Annotated in this window: 20 protein-coding genes and 3 pseudogenes; 14 read left to right on the top strand and 9 right to left on the bottom strand. The window is 63.2% G+C overall.

Annotated features, from left to right (window positions below; all coding sequences use genetic code 11):
* Positions 1-106 precede the first annotated feature (106 nt).
* Positions 107-1,423: an MFS transporter gene (locus AC0L2H_RS16290; RefSeq protein ID WP_473591180.1), complete on the bottom strand. Its 1,317-nt coding sequence runs from the start codon at positions 1,421-1,423 to the stop codon at positions 107-109.
* Positions 1,424-1,586: 163 nt separating this feature from the next.
* Between AC0L2H_RS16290 and AC0L2H_RS16285 the strand changes: the two genes are divergently transcribed.
* On the top strand, positions 1,587-2,510 hold the full coding sequence (locus AC0L2H_RS16285) for an AraC family transcriptional regulator (protein WP_473591293.1): 924 nt from the start codon (positions 1,587-1,589) through the stop codon (positions 2,508-2,510).
* A 108-nt stretch (positions 2,511-2,618) separates the two neighbouring features.
* Here AC0L2H_RS16285 and AC0L2H_RS16280 read toward each other — a convergent pair.
* Positions 2,619-2,741: pseudogene (locus AC0L2H_RS16280) on the bottom strand (IS256 family transposase); the annotation flags it as partial.
* 484 nt (positions 2,742-3,225) lie between these two features.
* Here AC0L2H_RS16280 and AC0L2H_RS16275 point away from each other — a divergent pair.
* From AC0L2H_RS16275 to AC0L2H_RS16260, 4 genes are read left to right on the top strand one after another with little or no spacing between them, the layout of a single operon-like run.
* Positions 3,226-3,594 carry a DUF1330 domain-containing protein gene (locus AC0L2H_RS16275; RefSeq protein WP_473591179.1) on the top strand — a complete coding sequence of 123 codons (369 nt, stop codon included), beginning with the start codon at positions 3,226-3,228 and terminating at the stop codon, positions 3,592-3,594.
* A 21-nt stretch (positions 3,595-3,615) separates the two neighbouring features.
* Positions 3,616-4,596 (top strand): SDR family oxidoreductase, encoded by a 981-nt coding sequence (locus AC0L2H_RS16270; protein WP_473591178.1) that lies wholly within the window; start codon positions 3,616-3,618, stop codon positions 4,594-4,596.
* Positions 4,597-4,599: 3 nt separating this feature from the next.
* Complete coding sequence (locus tag AC0L2H_RS16265; RefSeq protein ID WP_473591177.1) at positions 4,600-5,241, top strand: DedA family protein; 642 nt, start codon at positions 4,600-4,602, stop codon at positions 5,239-5,241.
* Complete coding sequence (locus tag AC0L2H_RS16260; RefSeq protein WP_473591176.1) at positions 5,235-5,870, top strand: class I SAM-dependent methyltransferase; 636 nt, start codon at positions 5,235-5,237, stop codon at positions 5,868-5,870. The genes AC0L2H_RS16265 and AC0L2H_RS16260 overlap by 7 nt, the downstream gene beginning before the upstream one ends.
* Before the next feature lie 3 nt (positions 5,871-5,873).
* Here AC0L2H_RS16260 and AC0L2H_RS16255 read toward each other — a convergent pair.
* The 4 genes and pseudogenes from AC0L2H_RS16255 to AC0L2H_RS16240 all read right to left on the bottom strand — a co-directional run bounded on the left by AC0L2H_RS16255 (position 5,874) and on the right by AC0L2H_RS16240 (position 9,452).
* Positions 5,874-6,549 (bottom strand): annotated as a pseudogene (locus tag AC0L2H_RS16255) (TetR/AcrR family transcriptional regulator).
* Positions 6,550-6,724: 175 nt separating this feature from the next.
* The gene (locus AC0L2H_RS16250; RefSeq protein WP_473591175.1) at positions 6,725-7,309 is read right to left on the bottom strand and encodes a dioxygenase family protein; all 585 of its coding nucleotides are present in this window, start codon (positions 7,307-7,309) and stop codon (positions 6,725-6,727) included.
* 45 nt (positions 7,310-7,354) lie between these two features.
* On the bottom strand, positions 7,355-8,437 hold the full coding sequence (locus AC0L2H_RS16245; protein WP_473591174.1) for an aldo/keto reductase: 1,083 nt from the start codon (positions 8,435-8,437) through the stop codon (positions 7,355-7,357).
* A gap of 22 nt (positions 8,438-8,459) precedes the next feature.
* Complete coding sequence (locus AC0L2H_RS16240; RefSeq protein ID WP_473591173.1) at positions 8,460-9,452, bottom strand: MBL fold metallo-hydrolase; 993 nt, start codon at positions 9,450-9,452, stop codon at positions 8,460-8,462.
* A 161-nt stretch (positions 9,453-9,613) separates the two neighbouring features.
* On the opposite strand from AC0L2H_RS16240, the gene AC0L2H_RS16235 reads away from it, so the two are divergent.
* On the top strand, positions 9,614-10,540 hold the full coding sequence (locus tag AC0L2H_RS16235) for a LysR family transcriptional regulator (RefSeq protein ID WP_473591172.1): 927 nt from the start codon (positions 9,614-9,616) through the stop codon (positions 10,538-10,540).
* Here the strand turns inward: AC0L2H_RS16235 and AC0L2H_RS16230 are convergent.
* The 3 genes and pseudogenes from AC0L2H_RS16230 to AC0L2H_RS16220 form a co-directional block, all read right to left on the bottom strand.
* Positions 10,488-10,673, bottom strand: a pseudogene (locus AC0L2H_RS16230) (transposase); the annotation flags it as partial. The gene AC0L2H_RS16235 and the pseudogene AC0L2H_RS16230 overlap by 53 nt on opposite strands.
* Before the next feature lie 124 nt (positions 10,674-10,797).
* Positions 10,798-11,586 (bottom strand): SDR family oxidoreductase, encoded by a 789-nt coding sequence (locus AC0L2H_RS16225; protein WP_473591171.1) that lies wholly within the window; start codon positions 11,584-11,586, stop codon positions 10,798-10,800.
* The gene (locus AC0L2H_RS16220; protein WP_473591170.1) at positions 11,583-11,912 is read right to left on the bottom strand and encodes a nuclear transport factor 2 family protein; all 330 of its coding nucleotides are present in this window, start codon (positions 11,910-11,912) and stop codon (positions 11,583-11,585) included. Before AC0L2H_RS16220 ends, AC0L2H_RS16225 begins: the two co-directional genes overlap by 4 nt.
* Positions 11,913-12,038: 126 nt before the next feature.
* On the opposite strand from AC0L2H_RS16220, the gene AC0L2H_RS16215 reads away from it, so the two are divergent.
* From AC0L2H_RS16215 to AC0L2H_RS16180, 8 genes are all read left to right on the top strand, one after another.
* The gene (locus AC0L2H_RS16215) at positions 12,039-12,962 is read left to right on the top strand and encodes a LysR family transcriptional regulator (protein WP_473591169.1); all 924 of its coding nucleotides are present in this window, start codon (positions 12,039-12,041) and stop codon (positions 12,960-12,962) included.
* 211 nt (positions 12,963-13,173) lie between these two features.
* Complete coding sequence (locus AC0L2H_RS16210; protein ID WP_473591168.1) at positions 13,174-14,394, top strand: AraC-like ligand-binding domain-containing protein; 1,221 nt, start codon at positions 13,174-13,176, stop codon at positions 14,392-14,394.
* 104 nt (positions 14,395-14,498) lie between these two features.
* Positions 14,499-16,526 (top strand): hydantoinase/oxoprolinase family protein, encoded by a 2,028-nt coding sequence (locus tag AC0L2H_RS16205; protein WP_473591167.1) that lies wholly within the window; start codon positions 14,499-14,501, stop codon positions 16,524-16,526.
* 3 nt (positions 16,527-16,529) lie between these two features.
* Positions 16,530-18,497, top strand: a complete 1,968-nt coding sequence (locus AC0L2H_RS16200; RefSeq protein ID WP_473591166.1) for a hydantoinase B/oxoprolinase family protein — start codon at positions 16,530-16,532, stop codon at positions 18,495-18,497.
* A 164-nt stretch (positions 18,498-18,661) separates the two neighbouring features.
* Positions 18,662-19,513 (top strand): FAD binding domain-containing protein, encoded by an 852-nt coding sequence (locus AC0L2H_RS16195; protein WP_473591165.1) that lies wholly within the window; start codon positions 18,662-18,664, stop codon positions 19,511-19,513.
* The gene (locus AC0L2H_RS16190) at positions 19,510-20,007 is read left to right on the top strand and encodes a (2Fe-2S)-binding protein (RefSeq protein ID WP_473591164.1); all 498 of its coding nucleotides are present in this window, start codon (positions 19,510-19,512) and stop codon (positions 20,005-20,007) included. Before AC0L2H_RS16195 ends, AC0L2H_RS16190 begins: the two co-directional genes overlap by 4 nt.
* Positions 20,000-22,348 carry a xanthine dehydrogenase family protein molybdopterin-binding subunit gene (locus AC0L2H_RS16185; RefSeq protein WP_473591163.1) on the top strand — a complete coding sequence of 783 codons (2,349 nt, stop codon included), beginning with the start codon at positions 20,000-20,002 and terminating at the stop codon, positions 22,346-22,348. The genes AC0L2H_RS16190 and AC0L2H_RS16185 overlap by 8 nt, the downstream gene beginning before the upstream one ends.
* 11 nt (positions 22,349-22,359) lie before the next feature.
* The gene (locus AC0L2H_RS16180; RefSeq protein ID WP_473591162.1) at positions 22,360-23,091 is read left to right on the top strand and encodes a LamB/YcsF family protein; all 732 of its coding nucleotides are present in this window, start codon (positions 22,360-22,362) and stop codon (positions 23,089-23,091) included.
* Positions 23,092-23,125 lie beyond the last annotated feature (34 nt).

The following is a 23,125-nucleotide window of genomic DNA, read 5'->3' as shown; positions in this document are numbered from 1 at the left end:
TGATGGTCCCTTTCTCGATACGAGCGGTTTGCTTGTGATAGGTGTGGCCCAGCCCGGCGATTGGCGGGCTGAGGCCTGTTGTCGGCCGATCGGGAGGAGGCGATAGTCACTGTCGTCCCAGCGATGCGGCGATCCGCCCGTTTGCGATCAGCAACGTGATACCTGTCAGGACGCTCGCGATCGGGACGACCAGCAGCCCGAAGCCAAGGCCATTGGGTCCCTGCGCAGCCGTCACCGCATCGCTGACCATCCCGACGATGAGAGGCCCGAGCGCTGGCCCAAGAAGGCCGGAGCCGATCATCACGAGGCTGGAGGCCTGCGCTTGCTTACCCTCGCCGGCCACGAGATGGGCTGCGCCGAAGGCCCATGGCAGCATGAACGAGAAGGACAGCATCCCCGGCACCAACAGGGCGATAGACAACCAGCCGGCCGGCGCAAACAAGGCTGCACTCGTGGTCGCGCTGGCGATCAGGAAGAGAATGGCTGGCGGTCCGAGCACTCTCCCAGTGCCTGAGCTCACCGCGCGGTCGAACCAGCGTCCGCCCAGGAGCGTGCCGACAATGCCCATCAGGCCCTGCAAGAGACCAAAGGCAAGTCCCACCTCGCTCGCGCTGAAGCCGTGCGTGCGGATGAGAAAAGGAGCGGAGAAGGCGTAGAAGGGTGCTGCGGCGAAGCCGAGGAAGATCGCTGCGATGAACAGCCAGCGAAACGCCGGGGACGCTAGCAATCGCCGGCTGGATCGCAGGAACGGTTCGCTATTGGCGGCCGTGCGCTCGAGCGTGGGGGTCGGCCCCGGGACAAGAAAGGCCAACAGACCAACCAGACCGCCGATGGCTCCGGCGCCGATCATGGCGGTGCGCCATCCCAGCGCGTCGCCGACTGCGCCCCCTGCGGCGAAGCCGACCATGGTGCCTAGAGGAATCCCCATGGCGAAAAGGCCGATCGCCAGGCCGCGACGCTCCGGTCGGATCTTGCGGGCGATCAGCGCATGGCCGGCAGGTACTGCGCCGGCTTCTCCGAACGCGACGCCGAAACGCGTAACCGCCAGCAGCAGAAAGCTTGCGGCGAAGCCACCAAGCGCCGTCATTGCGCTCCAGAGCAGAATGCACGAAACCAGGACAAAGCGAGGCGACCCTCGATCCGAGGCTCGGGCGAGAGGCAACGAAAGCAGCGAATAGCAAACTGCGAAGGCGAGACCTGTAAGCAGGCCCATCTGGGTGTCGCTCAACCCGAGGTCCGATTTTATAGACTCAGCCAAAATAAAAGGAAGTATTCTGTCGATTTGAGAGAATGCGTTTATAAGAAGAAGCGTCGTGCAAATCGCAAATACGCGCCAACCGCGCACGTATTGCTTTGAAGGATTCTTTGAAGGGATCGGAAAAGTTTGTTGTATGTCTATTGACTGCGCAGCGGCTTCTGTCATGTTTGACGCACTCCTCGCTTGGTTCGCACCCTCAAGCTAGATGGAGTGCACAATGATCAGAATGCCGGAAGCCTCAAAAAACTTGCCTAATCCTGCGGGCGACGATAGGCTGTCAGTTGAGGGCCAGGTACTGCGCTGGCCTCGCAACCCTCCGGAGGTTCGTGTGCCGCCATCGCTGTTCGGGGCAATCACCGCCTATATCGAGGCCCAGGGCGGGGGGCAGGGCGTGTTCCCGACGCCGATCGGCAGCTTCATTATCGTCCGTTCCTTCAAGGAGAGAATGCGGATGCGGCAGGTCTACAAGCCGTCGATCTGCGTCGTGCTCCAGGGGGCGAAAGAAATCATCCTGGGAGAGGACACGCTTCGCTACGGCGCGATGGAGTGTCTGGCTGTTGGCATGACGCTGCCGGCGACGGGACACATCGTCGAGGCAAGCCCAGATGCGCCATATACCGGATTGACGCTTGAGCTGGACGTAGCGATGATCCGCGACGTACTGGAACAGCTCGAAGTGCCTCCGCCACCCCCCGCCACCTCCGGTCCATGCCTGTTCGTGCGGCAGGTCGATGAGCCTCTGGCGGAGTGTGTTCTCCGCCTCCTGCGGATGTGCGAGACACCGAAGGCGATCCCGATCCTCTTTCCGTCCGTCATGCGCGAGATCTGCTACTGGCTTTTGAGCGGTCCGAATGGCGGCGAACTCTGCAAGCTGGCCGAGCCTGAGTCGAATGCCGCCCGGATCGCGAAAGCCCTCCACCTCATGCACGAGGACATCGCCCGGACGCTTCGTATGGAGGAATTGGCGGAAGTGGCGCGAATGAGCCTATCGTCGTTCCATCAGCACTTCAAGGCCATGACTTCGATGACACCGCTGCAGTTCCAGAAGCAGTTACGCCTTCTCGAGGCGCGGCGCCTGATGGTGATGGAAGATGCAAACGTAGCCGACGCGGCCTATCAGGTCGGTTACGAAAGTGCGTCGCAGTTCAGCCGCGAATATTCCCGGACGTTTGGCGTTGCTCCGAAGCGTGACGTCATGAATCAGCAGCGCCTGTACAGCGAATATGTCGGTCGCAGGGTGCAAACTGCGTAGCTGCCTCACCATGCCCTGAGAGGGACTGCTCCCGGCAATACTGCCAGGAGCAGCTCTTTTGGTGATCCTGATCGCTCGTCAGATTGCGCGGCACCTGGCGCTGGTCGTGCGAAGCGACGACTTCTCGCCCCAGACTGCACCCGTGGCGGCGCCCTCGATCTCCATCAGAGGCCCGGCTGCAAAGCCGATCATCTCGCGCAGAAGATCGGCGTCTTCTCCGCGAGCGTGCATAAGTTCATCATGCCGTCGGTGATCGGGATCTCTCGTCAAAGCTCATTGCTTCTCTTCGACACGGAATCGAGCGCTATCGGAAATCGGATTCGGGTCGGATCGAAACTCGGCGAATGCCTGTCGGGCTTCAGTCCATGGCGCCATGGTCGAGCCGGTCATTGCCGAAGTGAATCTCTTTCGACGCAGAGCGAAGGCCGGTTAATCGCCCTGACCGGCAACATGGCCTGAAACGAGCGGACTATGTTGAACCCTCGATCAGCGTTGGAACGAGCTGTGCGGCCAAAGCTGCACCTGACCGAAGGTATCCCCCATCTGCAGGATCAGGCAAATTTCTTGAAGGTTCGGGTATTCTGATCATTGTGCACTCCATCTAGCTTGGATTTCTGGTGCCAACCAGCGCGTTGCCGATTTCCTTCGAGAATGATGGCCGCCGGAACGGCAACGTCAGGCCGAACCCGTCAATGACCCCAGATCCGAGGTTGGTATGCTTACGCTCATTGAAGATGCACTCGATAGTTTCCTGAAAAAAGACGACGGACAACCCGTCGTCATGCTGAATCTCCTGCGGTTCCAGGAAGACGGCGGCAGGGAGCGATACGCCGACTACCTCGCCGTGGCCGCGCCGATCGTCGCCCGTTTCGGGGCGGAGATCCTCTATGTGGGCAATGGCCTTCCGGCCCTTTCGGCAGAACCCGGGCAGGCCTGGGACGCGATGGCTCTCGTCCGCTATCCCAACCGCCGGGCATTCGCCGATATGGCGATGGAGACCGATTACCGGGACGAGGCAGCACCGTTGCGCGAGGCGGCGCTGACTGAAGCCGTCCTGCAGCCTCTCCAGGCAGCTTCCTCCTAAAGGCGACGAGAGAATTTCCGGATGCAAAAGAATTGGACCACCCAGGACATGCCGTCCCAGAACGGCAGGACAATCGTCGTCACGGGCACCGGCGGCCTCGGCTTCCATGATGCACTTGCGCTTGCGCGCGCAGGCGGCGACGTCATTATCGCGGGGCGAAGCCCTCGCAAGGGAAGCGATGCCGTCGCCCGCATCAGACAGTTGGCGAGACATGCGCGCGTGAGCTTCGAGCCCGTCGATCTCGCTGATCTCGCTTCTGTCGCCGCGTTCGGGCAGCGGTTGCGCGAGAACCGGGAGCGGGTCGACACTCTGATCAACAATGCAGCCGTCATGACGCCGCCGCAGCGCCAGACGACGACGGATGGGTTCGAACTCCAGTTCGGGACTAACTATCTCGGCCACTTCGCGTTGAGTGCGCATCTGTTGCCTTTGCTCATGCGTGGACAGGATCCTCGTGTGGTCACGCTGTCTAGTATCGCCGTGCGCCGAAATGCAGCCATCAATTTCGATGATCTTCAGGCCGAAAAGGCCTATCGGCCGATGCCCGTCTACGCGCAATCCAAGCTCGCCTGCCTGATGTTCGCGCTCGAGCTTCAGCGCCGCAGTGACGAAGCCGGCTGGGGCCTGACGAGTATTGCTGCCCATCCCGGGATTTCGCGAACCGACCTTCTGCACAACGCCCCGGGGCGATACAGTGCCCAGGGACTTTTGCGGTCGACCCTGTGGTTTCTGTTCCAGCCGGCGGTGCAGGGAGCACTGCCCACCTTGTTCGCAGCGACGTCACCGGAGGCGCGAGGCGGCAGATACTACGGTCCCGCCAGGCTCTCGGAGACGCGCGGCCATCCGAGCGAGGCGGCAATCCCGCCAGCCGCATTGGAGTTGCACGTCGCCAGCCGGCTTTGGGACGTCTCGGAAAATCTGGCGAACGTTAATTTCGCCGCTGCGACGGCAACACCTCTCCACACCAGTCCAAGTGGGTCCAGCCTTGCCGCGGAGGCCTGAGAGATGGACCCGCTCGGGAGCCTCGTCGACTGGATTGCTCTTTACGGAGTGCTTGGTTTGTTCGCTGCGGGGCTGGGGGAACGTGTCATACCTGCCTTGCCCTCCCATGGTATGTTGGTTGCGATCGGCATGGCCGCGGCCGGAGGAAGTTGGTCGCTGCCCGCCGCTTTCGTCATGACGACCTGCGGGAGTGTAGTCGCCAGTATTGCACTGTTTCTCGTCGTCCGGACTGTCGGGCAGGATATGTCCGCCAAGCTTCTGTATGGAACCGGGCGGCTCCTGGGTCTGCCATCGACGCGCATCGACGGGATGCTCATCTCCCTGCAAGCGCGTGACCGAAGCCTGTCCCTGATTGCGCAGATCATCCCGACAGTTCGGTTCGTCGCGCCGTTGGCCGCTGCGCTTGTTCGCCTGGATGCGTGGCGCTTTGCTACCGGCACTTTGCTGGGCATCGCCCTGTGGAACGGTCTGTTCCTCACCGCGGGCTACACGGCCGCGCACTCGATCCCCGACCTTAATGCATCAGCCTTGGCGATCAAGTTTCTGGTCCTCTTTCTCGCGGTTGAGACGCTGTCCGTGTTGATCTGGCGCCTGCTTGGACGAACCAATAGGCGCCGGACCTCCTCGGAGGATCAAGCATGCTGAACAAGTCGTCAGAGACCCTCCAGTTCTTCCGCGCCTGGCTATCCGAACCGTTCAGGGTTGCGGCCGTGACGCCATCCGGACGGGCGCTGGCGGCTTTGATCGTATCGGAGGTTTCTGCGGAAACCGGGCCAATCCTCGAACTCGGTCCCGGAACGGGGGTGTTCACGCGCGCGCTGCTGGCGCGGGGGGTTACCGAGGAGAACCTCGCGCTCATCGAATTCGGTAAGGAGTTTGCCGCAAAGCTGAATGCCGATTTCCCTCGTGCGAAGACATTGTGCATGGATGCGGCGCGATTGCGCGATGTTGAGCTTTTCGATGACACGCCGGCGGGGGCCGTCATCAGCGGCCTGCCGCTTTTGTCGATGTCGCCGCGGACGGTCTATTCGATCCTGGAAGGCGCCTTCGCGCAGCTTCGCGCCAACGGTGCGTTTTATCAGTTCACATATGGCCCGCGCTGTCCGGTATCGCGTCCGTTGCTCGACCGGTTGGGCCTCAAGGCCACCTATTTGGGCGGTACCTTCGCAAACGTGCCTCCGGCGGCCGTCTACCGCATTCAGCGTCGCAAGGTCCTTCGGATACGTGACACGACCGCGGGCACCCCTGACGCAGTAAGTCCGTCGCTGCCATGAGGATCAGGCCTTGTCCTGCGTCCCGTGACCTGTCGTGGCCGTGATTTGGTCCCAGCCGGCGAGGGCGATTTCCGCGATTGCCGTGAGCTCGGCTCGATCCGCTCCGTCACGGGCGCGGATCGCCATGCCACTTTGTACGGTCTGCGCGAACCTCGCCAGCTTGGTCGTGTCTGCCGTGGCCTGGAGGTCCCCGTCGCCTCTTGCTTTGTCGAAACGGGCCTTGAGGAGATCGAAGCCACCTGCGCGGGTCGTTCGCATGAACTCGCCGAGTTCGGAATGTCCTTCGCTGCCCACTATGGCGAGCGTCGCCATGCATCCATGCGGCAGATCGCTATCTCCACCCGTCATGGCCATGGCGGAATCCTGGAGAACGCCAGCGCCGCCTCTCGTGCGGTCGGGCCTTCCGGAAACGGGCCCAGACCAACCCCTCATAGGTCGTGTAATAGTATTGGAGCGCTTCCGCGTAGAGCGCGTCCTTCGAGCCGAAGGCCGCATAGAGGCTCTTTGTTCCGATCCCCATCGCATCCGTCAGATCAGCGATTGAGGTCGCCTCGTATCCCTTGATCCAGAACAGTCTGGTCGCGGCCGCGAGGGCAGCCACGCGATCAAATTCCCGCGGTCGACCGCGCGCGGGGAGCCGGCATTGGCTGTCCGGAGGGGTTGGAGCCTTACTATGCATCGGACACTGCATAAATCAGGTCCTGCTGGTCCCGCAGCAAGCCTAATTACCGGGGCGGTTCTCAACGTGGACGCGGGCTTCAACGCCTGACGTCAGCCCCCCACCAAGGGCCAGTTGCCAAGGGGGCGCTGCGTGACGCCGCCCAGACGCAGAACCTGGTCCCCTTTGCTTGTGGTCACACCACGAAGTCGAAACGGCCGAACTGTCCGTCGCCGGTTTGCTTTATGTCGAGGAGAAGTGTCTCGTGAAAGAGCCCATCTCCGACATTTCGGGGCTCTCCGGGAAAGTAGAGCTGCGTTGTAAGGGCGCGGCCGCCCGGACGCTGGACCTTGAAATGGAAGTGACGTGTTCGGCCGGGATAAAGCGCGGGCACGATAGTGTTGAACCACCAGCGCCCCTGCACGTCGGTGAACTGGTGTCCGCGCAGGCGGAAGCCGATGCTGTCATAGGCGCCGTTTTCATCCGCATGCCAGATCTCGACGAGGCTGCCGGGGAGGGCCCGGCAGCGATGGTCGAAAACGAAACCGGCCAGGGTGATCCGTTCGCCACCGGGCGCCCCGGGGTACAAATCGCGTTCGAGTGGCGAGTTCGGCCGGAAGAAGGGGCCGGCTTCACGCTCGAGAGTGAGATCATCTCCGTCATCGCAGGAAGGGGTCGGCGGCAGTTCGGGGGCGGCCTGCGCGAATGCCCTCAGTCTATTGGCGTCGATGAGAGGCAGCATCAAAAAGGCCGTCAGAAGCGAGCGTCGGGTGGAAAGCAAAGTCGGTCTCCCGGTTCTGAGTTGATGACCGCGTGGCGCAGGAGGTTAGCGTAGCCGCCGAGCCGCATTTGCCTGGGCCTCGCGGATCAGACCGGAATACATGCTCTCCTTGCCGGGGTACCAAGGCATGGAGCCGATGGAGCCGAAGCCGGGAACTGTTTCCATGTGCGCGACCATGCGGGCGCGCATGCGCTCGTCGGGCAGCGGGCCGCTCATCGCCTGGACATTGTCGCTCATGTGATCGGGGCTAGAGGTGCCGCAAAGCACGCTGGTGACGGCGGGATGCGCCATGACCCATTTCAGGAAGAACTGAGCCCAACTCGTCGCGTCGAATTCCCGGGCGAAACCGGGAAGTGGCTGCCCTTCGACCACCTTCATCAGCCGCGCCTTTTCCAGCGGCAGGTTGATTAGCACGCCGACGCCCTTTTCGGCCGCGGCCGGAAGCAGGCGGCGCTCGGCGTCCCGGTTGAAGATCGAGTAGTTCGTCTGGATGAAATCGACATCGTCGCGCTCGACGATCGCCAGCAATTGCTCCTGTGCCGCAGACTCGTGGTGGGTCACGCCGACATGGCGTATCAGGCCGTCCCGCTTCCACGCCTTCATGAGCGGGATGACGACGGGCGCATTGGTGATGCTGTGGCATTGCATGAGATTGATCGTGTCGCGCCAGGTGCGCAGCCGCGACTGCCGCAAGCTTTCCTCGGCGTGGCTTTCATCGCCGAGATATTCTCCGGTGGCCCAGACCTTGTTGGCGAGGAACATCCTGTCGGATCCCGCGTACTCGCCCATGAACTGGCCGACGCTTACCTCAGCCGAGCCGTAGAGCGGTGAGGTGTCGACGACGCGGCCGCCTGCGGCAACATATCGCTCGAAAACCTGCCGGAGACCATCACGGCGCACGCCGGGCTTCAGATCGAAGGTCAGGAATGTGCCGAGGCCGAGAGCCGTGAGCCGCTCGCCGGTGCGCGGCAAGGCGCGGGTTAGCACATCTGGATCGGATCCCGAAGCGGGCGAGGCCACCTCCGTCCCCTGGGCCTGTGCCGTCGCCTGCGTGGCGAGGCCGAACCCCGTCGCCGCTGCGCCCATCGTGCCGAGGAAACCGCGTCGGTTGATCTTCGACTTGTCCATGAAGTCCTCCTTGTACTGAGCGTCAGAACTGCCAATTGGCGGGCACCCAGGCGTAGGCGCCATCGGTCTTGAGCAGCCGACCGAGGCCGGGGAACGGAAAGTGGAAGCCAAGCACGGGTATGCGATCGACCGCCGCCTGGTCGAAGATGCGCCGGCGGGAGGCGAGGGCTGCCTCTTTGTCGCGGTCCGGGCCCGGAACCCAGGGCCTGTCCACGTTGACGACCGGGTGATAGGCGAGATCCGCCGTCAGCAGCAGCTGGTCGTTGCCGGAATGGACGAGAAACGCCGCCATGCCCGGTGTGTGGCCGGAGGCGACGATCGTCGTGAGGCCGGGCACGATCTCGGCGTCGGCTTCATAGAGCGTGACATCGTTCTTTACCGGCTCAAGGCTATTCTTGATGGCTGCCGCGAAGCGCACGCGGAAATCCTGCGGAACGGGCATGTAGGAGAGATCCGGCTCGGTGCGGACGAAGAAATCCCAGTCCGCCTTCGGCACGAAGACCGTGGCGCGGGGGAAGGCCCTGCCGCCGTCGACCGTTCGGAGATTGCCGACATGGTCGGGATGGGTGTGCGAGATGACGATCGCGTCAATATCGGCAGGACCAAGCCCGATCGCCGCCAAGTTTTCAAGGATGCGGCCGCCATTCGGCCCCATCGTCTTGCCCGCGCCTGCCTCGATCAGGATCCGCCGCCCGCCGGTTTCGATCAGCAGCGTGTTGAGGTTGAGCGTCATGTGGTCGGTGGGAAGAAATGCGCGCCGCAGCACCGCCTGAAGCTCCGCCTCGGGCGCATCGCTCGCATAGATACGCGGCGGGCCGCCAATGACGCCGTCGCTCAAGACGGTCGCCCGGATGTCGCCGACACGGAAGCGGTAGCAGCCGGAATTGCCGCCCAGCGAGGGTGTGGATTGGGCCTTCGCGCTGCCGGATCCGCCAATAGCCGGAACGACCACGCTCGATGCGCCTGCGACGGCGGACAACATGATGGCGCGTCGGTTGAGGGTGAAGGCATTCATCGGTCTTCCCTTTCGTTTGGTCACGCGCGCTTCATCCCGATCTTGGGGGCCGAGGGCCAGTGAGAGAAAGCGCGACAGCTATCCTTGCGGCAACCATGACATAGGGTTATTCAACGGATAAGATGCACAATTGCGATCAGCTTGATTAGAACTGCTTCCCAATGAACCCCGTCCGGCTCGACAGCTTCGAAGTGTTCGTCTCGATCGTCCGGTGTGGCGGTTTCCGCGCGGCGGCGCTCGAGCGCGGAGTGTCTTCGTCGGCCTTAAGCCAGACGATGAACGCCTTGGAAGAGGTTCTGGGTATCCGGTTGCTCAATCGCACGACGAGGAGCGTGTCGCCCACCGAAGCAGGACAACGCCTCCTCGAACGTTTGGCCCCAGCGTTGAGCGATATCAGGCTCGCGATCGCAGAGGTCGACGAGTTGAGAGATACGCCGTCCGGAACGCTCCGGATCAACGCCCCGGCGCCGGCGGTCGATCATTTTCTTTGCCCGCTGGCATTCGACTTCATGGAGGCCTATCCCGAGGTGAACATTGAAATCTTCAGCGATGCCGCGGTTATCGACATCGTGGAACAGGGCTTCGATGCCGGGGTCAGATTCGGCAAGCAACTGGCGCAGGACATGATCGCGCTCCCGCTTGGCCCTGCGCTTCGCTATGCGATCGTCGCTTCACCGGGCTACATCAAGAAGCACGGCCAACCTCAGGGACCGCACGACCTCGTTAGTCATGAGTGCATCAAGCGCAGATTTCCTGGGGGCACTTTGGTCACCTGGCGGTTTGTCGACGGAAACGAAAAGATAGAGGTCACTCCCAAGGGCCGCCTGATGGTGAGCTCGGCGCACAACGAGTTGCAGGCGGCGCTGGCCGGCAGAGGAATAGCCCATGTTTTCGATGACTATGCCAAACCCCATATCCTGAATGGCAGGCTCGTTGAGCTCCTCCCCGATTGGAGCCCGACATTGCCGCACTGGTTTCTGTACTATCCGAGCCGCCGCCTCCCGAGCGCTACGATGCGCGCATTTCTCGATTACGTCAGGAGCTACGATTGGGAAGCCCGGACGGGTCCAGCTTCGCCAGTTTCCTGAGGTTTTGGGCGGTGGCGGCGAGCAGGAACGCGACGCGGGGGTCCCATGGTCCTCGGAGGCGCAGCCGATCGAGCCGCAGGATGCGCTTCAGATGCGCGAACAGCATCTCGACCTTCTTCCGCTCGCGCCGTGAGGTCGCGCCGTCTCGAACAGCTTGTGCAACAGGGTCGCTTTGGCGGAAGCGGCCGTGACGGTTCTCGAGAATGTGGAGTGATCAGGTGCGTCGCCCGATCGGCCAAGCGTGGACGTCCGTGTGATCAGACAGTCGGGACAGTGCCGCCGTCGACGACGAGCTCCGAACCGTGGATCGAAGAGGCGCGATCCGAGGCCAGGAAGGCGATGGCTTCAGCGACCTCGAATGGTTCGGCTCCGCGCCCGATGGCAATGCCGCCAAGGCCGTCCAGGACGAGCTGGCGCGCGTCCTCTAGCGTGCCGCCGTTGGCGGCTTGGATACGTTCCAAAAACACTCCGGTCCCCTCGGTCATGATCCAGCCGGGGGACACGACGTTGACCCGCACGCCCTTCGGTCCCAGTTCCCTGGAGATCGACTTGCTGTAGGTCCGAAGCGCGGCCTTGGCGGCGGCGTACGCGGTGGTCGCCTCGGGAAGCGGCAGGACCGACTGGATGGAGGTGACGTGCACCACCGCGCCGGCGCCCCGTTCGATCATCTGCGGAATCAGGAGGCGATCGAGACGCACCGTGGCCAGCAGGTTCAGGTTCAGTTCGGACAGCCAGTAGTCGTCGGTCAGCGCGACGAAGCCGCCGCCTGGGGTGGTCGAGCCGCCGATCACATGGGCCAGGATGTCGACGCCGCCCAGACGCTCGAGCGCCGCCTTGGCCAGGGCTTCTCCGCCCGCGGCGGTCGCCAGGTCCGCCTGGACGAACTCGACGCCGTCGAGGGGCTCCAGCGTTCCGCGGGCGGCGGTGATCACCCGGGCGCCGCCCGCCAGGAAGCGGTCGACGGTTGCGCGGCCCAAACCCTTGGTGCCGCCACTGATGAGTACACGCTTTCCCGCGAACTCGGTCGGATCAGCCTTGGTGGTCATGCCGTGATCTCCAAGGCCTTGATGGCGTCGTCTTCGAGCGTGAAGCGGTAGGTAAAGCGGATCGGGCTGCCCTTGAAGTCGCCATGAGCGGGACCTTCGACCACGACCTGACCGGCCTCGTGCCGGACAGTGTCCGGTGTGAAAATCGCCTTCGCGGCGACCACGGCCTCTTCAAGCAGCGACCTGATTTCGTCGTGCCCCCGGAGAACGGCGCCGTTATCGCGAAGGATGGCCTCGGCTGCGAAGGGTGCAAGCATGCCGTCAACGTCCAGGCGGGCGTTCGCGGCCACATACGCGGCGATGGAGGATGGAAGTTCGAGCGTCATTGTTTTCCCTATTTGCTGCGATCGCAGCCGCGGCGGCTGCAAGTGCGCTTGCCAGCCAAGATAGCGATAGACAGCTTCCGCGATAATGAGGATAATTCGGGATGCTTCATCACGAAGAGCGGGACAATGGTGCAGAGCAGCCTGACGGAATTGGACGCCGTGCTCATGGTCGCCCACCGGGGCAAGTTCCGCACAGCTGCGCTTGAGCTCGGGATTTCAACGACCGCACTCAGCAATGCGGTCGGAAAGCTGGAGCGCACGCTCGGCGTACGGCTCTTCAATCGGACGACGCGAAGCGTCTCCCTGACGGAGGCAGGCCAGCAGTTCGTCGCGCAAGTCGCTCCCGCCGTGCGGGACATCCATGAGGCGATGGAGGTTGCGCGGTCTCAACAGGCCACGCCTTCCGGCACCCTGCGCATCAATGCCTTTCCGACAGCGGCGCGGGAAATTTTCTCTTGGCTCGTCCTACCGTTTCTCCAAGTGCACCCTCAGGTCCACATCGACATCGTCACAGAGGGTCGCCTGGTGGATATTGTGGCGGGCGGCTTCGACCTCGGCGTCCGTAGCTCGGATCTTGTGCCAGTCGACATGATCGCACTCCCATTGGGGGTCGCGCGGCGCAATGTTGTGGTGGGCACACCGAGCTATTTGAAAGCGCGCGGGACGCCCATGATCCCTCAGGATCTCGCCGAGCACTCCTGTCTCCGCGTCCGGCTCCCCAATGGCGCAATCTACCGCTGGCCGTTCGAGAAGGACGGACAATCGGTCCATATCGACGTTGAGGGCGCCGTCACCCTCGACGAAGCGAGCCTCGCACGCACCGCGGCCCTCGCTTCCGTAGGTCTCACCCTGGCGATGGAGTCCGACGTGCGAGACGACATCGAGGCAGGCCGTCTTGTGTGCGTGCTTGAAGATTGGACGCCCACTCTGTCACCCTTGAGTCTCTACTATCCGAGCCGGCGCAATCCGACCGCCGCATTCAAGGCGTTCGTCGACTTCGCGCGGCGGCATAGTGTAGGCAGAGATGCCCTGAGGCCGTCGACAGGTTGAGATGCGCCACAAACGGACATTAGGCCGTCGTACATTTATTGTCGCCTAGGGGTCGCCGCACGAACTAAGGCCCGCGCCGATTTTCGGACATTGCTTGAGAAGCGTCAGGCCCCTGTGCCGGTGCGGCGCCGGCCCGCCAACCGCTGTCGTGGGGTCGGCAGCTCCGGCATTCGATGCGGCTGGGACCGCCCTCGAAGCCAAGGCAAAAAAGGTGCGCCCATTTGCCCGCCGCAACAACGTTGCGAGCGTGCGGGGGCAGGTGGTGCTGGCGAACGCACTGCGGCTTGCGAACCGTCGCTACGAGGTTTTAGGCAATCGCGACGGCATGGGAAGCGAGCCAGCTGCCAACGACCACATAAGTTTATTCGTTTTTGACCAATACGCGCCGGCGGATTCCTGTAATCTTCAGAAAAACACCGGGCTAACCGGGGCCAACCAGAAAGGTCGGGGAATGAAATACGTCGTCGATACGATCGGCGGTCCCGCAGGCGGTGATGCCTGGCAAGCCGCTGTTACCGAAGCCTATTTTCCGCTCGACACCGAGTATCGGAACCGTCGCGAATTTTCAGGCAAGCTGGAAACCTTCTCGCTTGGGCTCGTCAGCGTGTCTAAAATGCGCTGCGATGCCGTAAGCTATCGCCGCCATCGCCGCCACTTCCTCAACGAGCGCGACGCCAGCCTGCTCATCACCATCCCGGAGATGTCGGAAGTGAATTTCTCGCAAGGGTCGAGGACCGTCAATTGCAGTCCGGGGGGCTTTCTCGTTGAGAGGGGAGATGCGCCTTACGAATTCTGGCACGGCAAGCCAAACGCGCTGTGGGTCCTGAAGGTGCCGTCATCGAGCGTTCGGGCGCGGATCGGATCCGCCGAACGGCTCAGTGCGCTCAGTTTCGACGCGACCCAAGGGATCGCCGCGCTCTTCCTCGACACGGTGCGAACCACGATCGGTCATCTCGATGAGATCACTGAAGTCGCTCGCGAGATGATGGGCAGGCACATCCTGGAAATGCTGTGCCTGTCGATCGTAAGCGACGATCGCGTGCTCGACAGCAACATCTCGTCGATCCGGGCCGGCCATTTGCACCGTGCCGAGCAGTTTATTCGCGACAACCTGAAGAATTCCGACCTCGGCCCGCAGGCGGTGGCTGATGCCTGCGGCATCTCCCTGCGTTACCTGCAGGTTCTTTTTCAGGACAGCAACCAGTCGATCAACGGCTTCATCCGCGACGCTCGGCTTGAACTTTGCGCCGAGGAGCTGATGTCGGTGACCAACATCAGCAGCGTTGCCGAGATCGCTTACCGCTGGGGTTTCGCCGACCAGTCTCAGTTCTGCAAGCACTACCGGACGCGGTTCGGCTGCGCACCGACCGATACCCGTCGCGAAGCAGCGAACCGGGCAGGCCGCGCTTCGACCTCAAGAGAGCGGCACTAGGCCCGACGAAATCCGGGCCAATTCCATAATCTATTGCGACGTCACCCCGGCAAGGGGCGGCGGAAGCCGGGCCTTGCCCGCAAAGACACCGCGAAGGAACTGTCATGAGCAGAATAAGAGTTGCCGTCGATGTCGGAGGGACCTTCACCGACATCTGCATCATGGACGAAGATAGCGGCGCGATCCGCATCGAGAAGACCGCCTCCACGCCTGACGATCCCATGCAGGCCATCATGAGTGGCGTGGAGCAGGGCCGCATCGATCTTTCGGAGGTGACGATGTTCTCTCATGGCACGACGGTCGCCACCAATGCGCTGATCACCCGCCGCCTGCCACGCACCGCAATGGTCTGCACCGAGGGTTTCCGTGATGTTGTCGAGATCCGCCGCGCCAACAAGGAAGACCTCTGGGACACCTACAAGGATGTCGCCAAGCCCTATATCCCGCGCCGCGACCGGCTGACAGTCCGGGAACGGGTCGGTGCCGAGGGCACGATCTTGGAAGCGCTGGACGAAGAGGCTGCGCGCCGCGTCGCGGAAATTCTCGTGAAACGGCAGGTCAAGTCCATCGCCGTCTGCTTCATGAATTCCTATGTCAACGGCGCCAATGAGCGCCGCATGCGTGAGATTCTGAAGGAGGCCATGCCGGATCTGCCGGTCTCGATCTCCTCGGAGGTGATGCCGGAAATCTTCGAGCACGAGCGTTTTTCCACCACCATGGCGAACGCCGTCTGTGCCCCGGTCGTCGTCGACTACGTGTCGCGCCTTGGAGAAAAGCTTGCGGCCGCCGGATACAAACGAGATCTCCTGTTGCTGCACAGCGGTGGCGGGGTCATGACGCCCGCGAGCGTCAAGGATTTCTCGGCCCGGCTCGCGGGATCCGGCATCGCCGCCGGTGCGATTGCAAGCCGCTTCATCGGAAATCTCTGTGGCTTCCCGAACTCGATCGGCTTCGACATGGGCGGCACCAGCACCGACGTCTCGCTGGCATGGAACGGGGAGTCGCGCATCACAAAAGACTGGTACATCGAATTCGGATATCCGATTCGCTTCCCCTCCATCGAGGTGCTGACCATCGGTGCGGGCGGCGGGTCGTTGGCATGGCAGGACGAGGGCGGCAGCTTGCGCAACGGACCGCAGTCCGCCGGCGCCTTTCCAGGTCCGGCCTGCTACAAGAATGGCAACCGCATTGCCACCAACACCGATGCCAATGTCGTGCTCGGCCGTCTCGGCACCAGCCTTGCGGGCGGCAAGATCACGCTCGACCCCGCCCTGGCCGCCCAGGCGGTGCAGGAGACTGTGGCGGCACCCTTCGGCATGGAACTCCACCAGGCGGCCGAGGCGATCATCGCCGTCGCCAACGCCAATATGGGCAATGCCGTCCGGCTTCTCTCCATCAGCCGGGGCTATGACCCGCGCGACTTTGCACTGGTCGCATTCGGCGGTGCTGGCGCTTTGCACGGAGCGGCCGTGGCGAAGGAGCTTTCGATTCCGACCGTGATTGTGCCGCCCAATCCAGGCGTCACCTCCGCGCTCGGTTGCCTCCTCGTCGACGTGCAGCACGATTTCTCCGAAAGCTTCATGGCCGATGCTTCGACGGTCTCGCCCGCCGAGATGCAGTCGGCGTTTGTCCTGATGGAAAAACAGGCTGTCGAGCGCCTGGCCCATGAGGGCGTGGCGCGGGAAGACATGGCGCTGCAGCGCACGGTCGAGATGATGTACCAGGGCCAGTGGCGCTCGCTTGCGGTGTCGGCCCCGGCGCGGATCGAGAGCATCTGCTCGCTGATCGAGGCGTTCCACAACGAGCACGAACGCGAGTTCAACTACCGCCGTGAAGAGGCGCCGGTGTCGATCTTCCGCATCGCGGTCAAAGCGATCGGCATCGTCCCGAAAGCCGAGATACCGCGACACGAAGTCTTGCCTCATGTGCCCGAGCCGCTCGGCCGCCGCGGCGTCTGGTTCGACGGCGTATCTCATGATGCGGCTGTCTATGAACGCGACCAACTCAGCGCCGGCGCTGCCTTTGCGGGGCCCGCCATCGTCGAACAGTTCGATTCCACCACCGTGGTTCCGCCGGGAATGAGCGCGACCGTCGACGGCTTCCTGAACATTCTCATCGTGACGAAAGGCTGAGACATGACAAAGCTGATTGAAACGAGCCCTGGCCTCGATCCGGTAACGTTCGAGGTGCTGAAGAACTCCTTCATCACCACCGTCGACCAGATGGCCGAACAGATGCTTCGCACCTGCTATTCCTTCGTCATCTACAACCGAGACTTTTCGAATGCCCTGCACGACGCCGATGGCAACTCCGTTGCCCAGGGCAACTACGACATCGCGGTCCATGTCGGCACACTGCACAACACGTGCAAGGAGGTGATCCGGGTCTTCGAAGGCGATATGGCACCCGGCGACGTGTACGCAATCAACGATCCTTATGCCGGCGGTACGCATTTCAGCGATGTTCGGCTCGTCCGGCCGATCTTCGACGAAGACAAACTGATCGGCTTCTCCCAGTCGAACGGCCACTGGTCGGATCTTGGCGGCTCCGTGCCAGGCTCCTTCGATGTCACCGCTCGCGACATGTTCCGCGAAGGCCTGCGGATCACGCCGTTGCGCCTTTTCCAGCGCGGCCGCTTCTGCTCCGACGTCGCCAACATGATCGCGGCCAACACGCGCGATCCCGCGTCGATCATTGGCGACATCCATTCCCAGGCGCAGGCGACGCAGGCGGCCGAGCGCGAGCTGCTGCGGCTGGTCAAGAAGTACGGGCGCGGCCAGGTCATGCGCGGTATGGAGGAGGTCCAGGACTACGTCGAACGTGCCGTGCGAAAGCGTCTCGCGGAGCTGCCCGACGGCACTTGGGAGACGGTCGACTACATTGACCGGGATCTCGGTGCCGGCGAGGGCATGATCCCGATCCGCATCAAGATGACGATCAAGGGCGACACGATCCACTACGATTTTACGGGAAGCCATTCGACCATTGCCTCGATGTACAATTCCGCCCCGGGCGCGACCTTCTCGGCCGTGGTCGCCGGCATGAAGACCTTCTTTCCGGACCTCCCGCTCAACAGCGGGTTCTACCGGATGATCGAGGTGACCGCGCCAAAGAACAGCATCGTCAGCGCGGAATGGCCGGTGGCGGTGACAGGGTTCCTGATGCCGTTCGAAAAGATCATGAACGCGATCTTCGAGATGTGGTCGAAGATCATGCCCGAACGCGCTATCGCCTGCGCCTTCAACCTCGAATATCTGCTGGCCGGGGGACGGGACGCGCGCAAACCCGAAAAGCCGATCTTTATGTTTTACGAATGGCTGCCCGGTGGTTGGGGCGGGCGCAACGGCAAGGATGGCGCCGATGTCACCACCGCCTGCTTCGGAACCGGGCTGATGTCGCAGCCGAACGAAGGCAACGAGCGGGTGAATCCCACTCGGACGATCGAGTTCCAGATCAAGCAGGATTCAGCCGGGCCTGGCAAATGGCGAGGCGGCGTCGGCGTGCAGAAGACCTCGTTGCTGCTTGAGGCCGAAAACGCCGTCATGTCCTATATTTGCGACCGCGAGCGCGCTGTCGTCTGGGGCGTCGAAGGGGGGCTGCCGTCGATGCCCCACGGCTTGACCATGAAGCGCGCCGGAGAAAAGACCGAGATTTGGCTCGGCTCCGTATTCTCCGATTACTCCGTCCACACAGGCGACCAGTTCGCTCGTCCGACGGCCGGCGGCGGCGGTTTTGGCGATCCACTGCAGCGCGAGCCCCGCAAGGTGATGGAGGACGTGATCGACGACTACGTTTCCCTGGAGCGTGCCAGAACCGACTACGGCGTGGTAATCCGCGAAATCGACCGCGACTTGTGCCAGTACGAAATCGACGAGACGGCGACCGAAGCCTGCCGTGCCGACATCCGGGCGAAACGGAAGGGGTGGGCACGCATGGATCCCGAGGAGGTCGCGCGCAAATACCGCTCCGGCGAGATCGATACGCTCGATGCGGTTCGGCACTATGCCGTGATCCTCGACTGGGAGACTGGCGAACTACTCCCCAAAACCACCGCCCAGTTCCGGGAGAGTTTTGAGAAACGGACCGTTGCCCACTGGGTCTGAGCGCCAACGAGCGCGACGCAATCTTGCGGGCGCTCGCGGGATGCCTGAGTTATCTGTTTTTTCGATACGATATTCAAAGAATTATTATTTCACAGGAGCCTGAAGCTGGAGCAACAATGCTGCAGCGCCGCGAAAGTTGGCGGCTTCCGAGGGGTAAATGACAGATGGCGCCAAGCGTGGGACGATCGTTCACCGCAGCCAGCACACTTGAAGAGGCAATGGCCGCACGCCGGCAAGGTGCGGCGGTGCTTGCCGGCGGCACCTGGATGATGCGTGATCCACGGCGCGGGGTCGACCTTCCCGAGGCGGTGGTCGCACTCCATCGGATACCGGCCTTGTCGCAGGTCGAAATCGAACCGGACCATGTCGTGATCGGCGCAGCCGTTACCCACGCAGTCCTTGGCCGCGCGTTGCACGGCGCGGAGGGCTTCGAAGGCGTGGTTGCCGCGGCGGAGGGTGCGGCCAATCCCGGCATCCGAAGGGTCGCAACCGTGGGCGGCAACCTTTGTGCCCTCGACTTTGCCGCCGCCGATCTTGCCCCTGCGCTTCTCGTCTGTGAGGCGACGGTGGAGCTGGAGACGGTCGAAGGCCCAAAACTCCTCGGTATTTCGGATTTCCTCAAAGACAGGCATACGCTGCTGACCGAAGCGATTGTAACGAGAGTTCATCTGCGCCGCGACCTTGTCGCAAGTGTTCATATTCGCCTGCCGCTTCGGAAAGCTGGCGACTACCCGGTCGCCATCGTCTCCCTCGCGATGGACAAAGACAAACGATGTCGCATTGCCGTCGGCTCGGTGGAGCCTGTAGCGCGGCGCTGGACGGCGCTCGAACAGGCCATGAGGGCAGGCCCGGCCGCCGCCCTTGATCCGGAACGTGCCGCCGGGCTTGCACTGGAGCACAATGATTTTCAGGGCCGCGACGGCAAGGAAGCTGAGGGTTGGTACCGGCGGCAGGTTCTTCCGCCGCTGGTCAAGCGCGGTGTTGCCGCACTTCTCGAGACCGGGGGCCTGGCATGACTGTGACATTCCAGCTGAATGGCGAGGACTGCAGCTTTCACGGTGATCCGATGACGCCGCTCGTCGACATCTTGCGGCAGGAACAATTCCTGACGGGGACCAAAGCCGTGTGCCGCGAAGGCTTCTGCGGCGCCTGCACGGTGCATGTCGACGACGAAGCGGTGCCGTCCTGCCTGAAGCCGATTGGCCTCGTCCAGGGATGCGCGGTGACGACCATCGAGGGATTGAGCTCCGGAAACCAGCCGCTGCACCCGCTCCAGGCCGCTTTCGAGGCGGCCGATGCCGTGCAATGCGGCATGTGTTTTCCGGGAATGGTCATGAGCTTCTCGGCTTTCGTGCGTGACAAGCCGCATGCGAGCCGTCCCGAAATCAAGGCCGCGATGGTCGGCAATATCTGCCGCTGCACGGGATATGAGCGGATCGTCGACGCCGTGGCCGAATGCCTCGACCAGGCGCGGAAGGCTGGCCAGTTGGCGGGAAGCATCCATGTCTGAGCTGTCCGCCACGGTGATGGATCTTCCCCGCCGCGATGCGCAGGACAAGCTGCGCGGGCGGACGAAATACACCAACGACCGGATTCGCCCCGACATGTTGCATGCCGTGCTGCTGCGGTCGACCGTTCCCGCGGGGCGCATCCGCAAGCTCGACGTTTCGGCGGCACTTCGCTGTCCTGGCGTGCGCGCCGTGGCGACCGGCGCCGATGCGCCAGGGCTCTACGGCATCGGCATTGCCGACCATCCGCTCCTGGCCATCGACACGATCCGCTATCACGGCGAGCCAATCGCTGTCATCGCCGCCGAGACGGAGACGCAGGCGCGGGCGGCGCTTGCCGCCATCGTGCTCGAGGTTGAGCCGCTGGCACCGGTTTTCACCATGGCCGAAGCGCTCAAACCCGCCGCCCGCCTCGTCCACGAGGGCTGGCGCGGCTATGAGGTGATCACGGAGGGCGGTGCACGTGCCGGCAACATCGCATGGGAGGCAAAATCCAGCCGCGGTGACGTCGATGCGGCCTTCGCCCGTTCCGATATACGCATTGTCGAGAGCAGCTTCACCGTCGGTCGGCAGAGCCATGTGCCCTTCGAACCACGCGTTGCCATCGGCTCCTGGGAGGACGGCCGTGCTCACATCCAGACCTCGACGCAGGTGCCTTGGACCGTGCGCAACGTCACCGGAAGAGTCATGCAGCTTCCACCCGGGCGTGTGCGGGTCACTGTACCCCCTGTCGGTGGCGGGTTCGGCCTGAAATTCGATGCGTCGATCGAGCCGATCACGGCACTTCTGGCACGGATGACCGGGCGCACGGTGGTGCTGGAAAACACCCGGCAGGAAGAGATGGCAACCTGCCTGTGCCGCGAGAATGCGGAAATTCGCATTCGCTCCGCCGTCACCGCCGAAGGATACATCGCCGGGCGCGAGGCGGTCGTGCTGATGGACTGCGGTGCGTATGGCGGCGAGCAGGTCTTCCTGACGACGATGACGGCGCACACGCTGGGCGGTAATTACAGGGTTGGCGCAACGCGGCTCGTCAGCCGCGCCGTATACACCAACACACCGCCCAACGGGGCTTTCCGAGCTTGCAACGGCGTCTACAACACATTCGCGCTGGAGCGACACACCGATGAAATCTGCGATGCGCTGGGCTTCGACCCAACGGCGTTCCGGAAGAAAAATGTCCTGGGAGATGGTGATCTCGGTGCCACGGGCCAGGTTTTCGAGGCCGACGTGCTGGGTCCAATGCTCGATCGTATGGAGGCGTTGCGTGCCCGTACCGGCACATCAGAAGCGAAGGCCGATGGCAGGCTCTATGGAATTGCGGCAACGGTCGGCACATGGTTCGTGTTTGTCGGACCCTCGGCGGCAACGGTGAATTTGAACGCCGACGGCAGCGCAACGCTGGTCACGTCGGGTGTGGAGATCGGATCGGGCACGATGGTGCAATCCCTGCCGCAGATCGTGGCTGGGCAGCTCGGCCTCGCTCCCGACCAGGTGATCGTGCGCGAAGCCGATACAGATGCCGCCGGTCTCGATGTCGGGGTTGGCGGCGGGCGCACCACCGTGTCCATTGGTGCTGCGAGCATCGCCGCCTGTGTAGAGGTGCGGGAGAAGCTGCTGCGGACCGCCGGCGAGATGCTTCAGACCCGACCGGAAGACCTGGTGCTGCGGGACGGTCGTGTCGAGATCACCGGACGTCCCGGTTCCGGCATGTCGATCCCCGCCGTCATCGCTCATGCGCAGGCAACCGCCGGCCCGATCACGGGAAGCGGAGCCTTTACCGCCAGGAACACTCCGGCAATGTCCGGCTGCGCCATGGGGCATTTCATCGATGCGCTCGACATCCCCGTCTTCGTCGTTCACGAGGCCGAGGTGGCGGTTGATCCGGACACCGGTCATGTCGAGGTGCTGGCCTATCGCGTGGTTCAAGATGTCGGCCGCGCGCTCAACCCGCGCGCCATCCTGGGCCAGATACAGGGCGGTGTGGTGCAGGGGCTGGGCTATGCGTTGCATGAGGAGGTGACGCTCACCGCCGACGGACGCATCGCGCAGGACGATTTCGAGACCTATCGCCTGCCGCTGGCGCAGGACGTGGTTCCGGTCGCCGCCGATCTCTACGAGGGCGCACCGTCGATGGGGCCTCTAGGCACCAAGGGCGCGGGCGAGGTCCCGATCCTGGCCGTGGGCGCGGCGATCGGCTGTGCGGTGGCGCGCGCCATCGGCAAGCCGGTGCGGAAGCTGCCGCTGACGCCGCCGCGCGTGCTTCGGCTGCTGCACGAGCGCGAACCACCGCCGGAATTCCCGCACATCGCCCCCGGCTGGGCGTCGAGCACTCTGGGCTGAGGCAAGCAAAAATGGTCACCCTGAACTGCGACATGGGCGAAAGCTACGGCAACTGGCGCTTCGGCGACGATGTCGGCATTATGCCTCATATCGATTGCGCCAACATCGCCTGCGGCTTCCACGCCTCCGATCCATGGACGATGCTGAAGACCGTGCGGCTCGCGCTTTCGCATGGCAAGCGGGTCGGCGCGCATCCCTCCCTTCCCGATCGCGAGGGGTTCGGCCGGCGCGAAATGAAACTTCAGCCGGAGGAACTGACAGCCGCCTTCCTCTACCAAATCGGTGCTCTGACAGGGATGCTGGCCGCCGAGGGCGCGCAGCTCAGCCATGTCAAGCCGCATGGCATCATTTACGGCATGGCCGCGCACGACGTGGACACTGCCCGGGCAATTGCCGCGGCGGTCAAGCCGTTCGGCGTCCCTCTCTTCGGCATGGCGGGAACCTGTCACGAGACGGCGGCAGCCGAACTCGGCGTTGCCTTCGTGGGCGAGTTCTTTCCCGATCTTGCCTACGCTCCCGGCGGCAGCCTGATCATCCCGCGTGTCCAGTCGGCCATCGATCTGACGCTTGCCGAGCACCGCATGGTGGGGGCGCTTACCCGACGCGAACTCGTGACGACAGACGGCACGGTCCGCCCGGTCGACTTCGACACCGTCTGCATCCACTCTGATCCACCGAATGCACGCGACGTCGCCGCGCTGATGCGGCGGATCATCGACACTCATTCCAACGGCCTCCCATGATTCATTTTCCCGAATCGTGAAAGCTCCACGCACG

Source organism: Mesorhizobium sp. WSM4871 (genome assembly GCF_055811295.1).
The sequence above is the reverse complement of the archived record's forward strand: the minus strand, read 5'-3'. Positions and strand labels throughout refer to the sequence as shown.

Bases quoted from the DNA above. Each gene is read 5' to 3' on its own strand.
- AC0L2H_RS16290 (WP_473591180.1), bottom strand. From the start codon at position 1,423: ATGACAGAAGCCGCTGCGCAGTCAATAGACATACAACAAACTTTTCCG.
- AC0L2H_RS16275 (WP_473591179.1), top strand. From the start codon at position 3,226: ATGCTTACGCTCATTGAAGATGCACTCGATAGTTTCCTGAAAAAAGAC.
- AC0L2H_RS16270 (WP_473591178.1), top strand. From the start codon at position 3,616: ATGCAAAAGAATTGGACCACCCAGGACATGCCGTCCCAGAACGGCAGG.
- AC0L2H_RS16265 (WP_473591177.1), top strand. From the start codon at position 4,600: ATGGACCCGCTCGGGAGCCTCGTCGACTGGATTGCTCTTTACGGAGTG.
- AC0L2H_RS16260 (WP_473591176.1), top strand. From the start codon at position 5,235: ATGCTGAACAAGTCGTCAGAGACCCTCCAGTTCTTCCGCGCCTGGCTA.
- AC0L2H_RS16245 (WP_473591174.1), bottom strand. From the start codon at position 8,437: ATGGACAAGTCGAAGATCAACCGACGCGGTTTCCTCGGCACGATGGGC.
- AC0L2H_RS16240 (WP_473591173.1), bottom strand. From the start codon at position 9,452: ATGAATGCCTTCACCCTCAACCGACGCGCCATCATGTTGTCCGCCGTC.
- AC0L2H_RS16235 (WP_473591172.1), top strand. From the start codon at position 9,614: ATGAACCCCGTCCGGCTCGACAGCTTCGAAGTGTTCGTCTCGATCGTC.
- AC0L2H_RS16225 (WP_473591171.1), bottom strand. From the start codon at position 11,586: ATGACCACCAAGGCTGATCCGACCGAGTTCGCGGGAAAGCGTGTACTC.
- AC0L2H_RS16220 (WP_473591170.1), bottom strand. From the start codon at position 11,912: ATGACGCTCGAACTTCCATCCTCCATCGCCGCGTATGTGGCCGCGAAC.
- AC0L2H_RS16215 (WP_473591169.1), top strand. From the start codon at position 12,039: ATGGTGCAGAGCAGCCTGACGGAATTGGACGCCGTGCTCATGGTCGCC.
- AC0L2H_RS16205 (WP_473591167.1), top strand. From the start codon at position 14,499: ATGAGCAGAATAAGAGTTGCCGTCGATGTCGGAGGGACCTTCACCGAC.
- AC0L2H_RS16200 (WP_473591166.1), top strand. From the start codon at position 16,530: ATGACAAAGCTGATTGAAACGAGCCCTGGCCTCGATCCGGTAACGTTC.
- AC0L2H_RS16195 (WP_473591165.1), top strand. From the start codon at position 18,662: ATGGCGCCAAGCGTGGGACGATCGTTCACCGCAGCCAGCACACTTGAA.
- AC0L2H_RS16190 (WP_473591164.1), top strand. From the start codon at position 19,510: ATGACTGTGACATTCCAGCTGAATGGCGAGGACTGCAGCTTTCACGGT.
- AC0L2H_RS16185 (WP_473591163.1), top strand. From the start codon at position 20,000: ATGTCTGAGCTGTCCGCCACGGTGATGGATCTTCCCCGCCGCGATGCG.
- AC0L2H_RS16180 (WP_473591162.1), top strand. From the start codon at position 22,360: ATGGTCACCCTGAACTGCGACATGGGCGAAAGCTACGGCAACTGGCGC.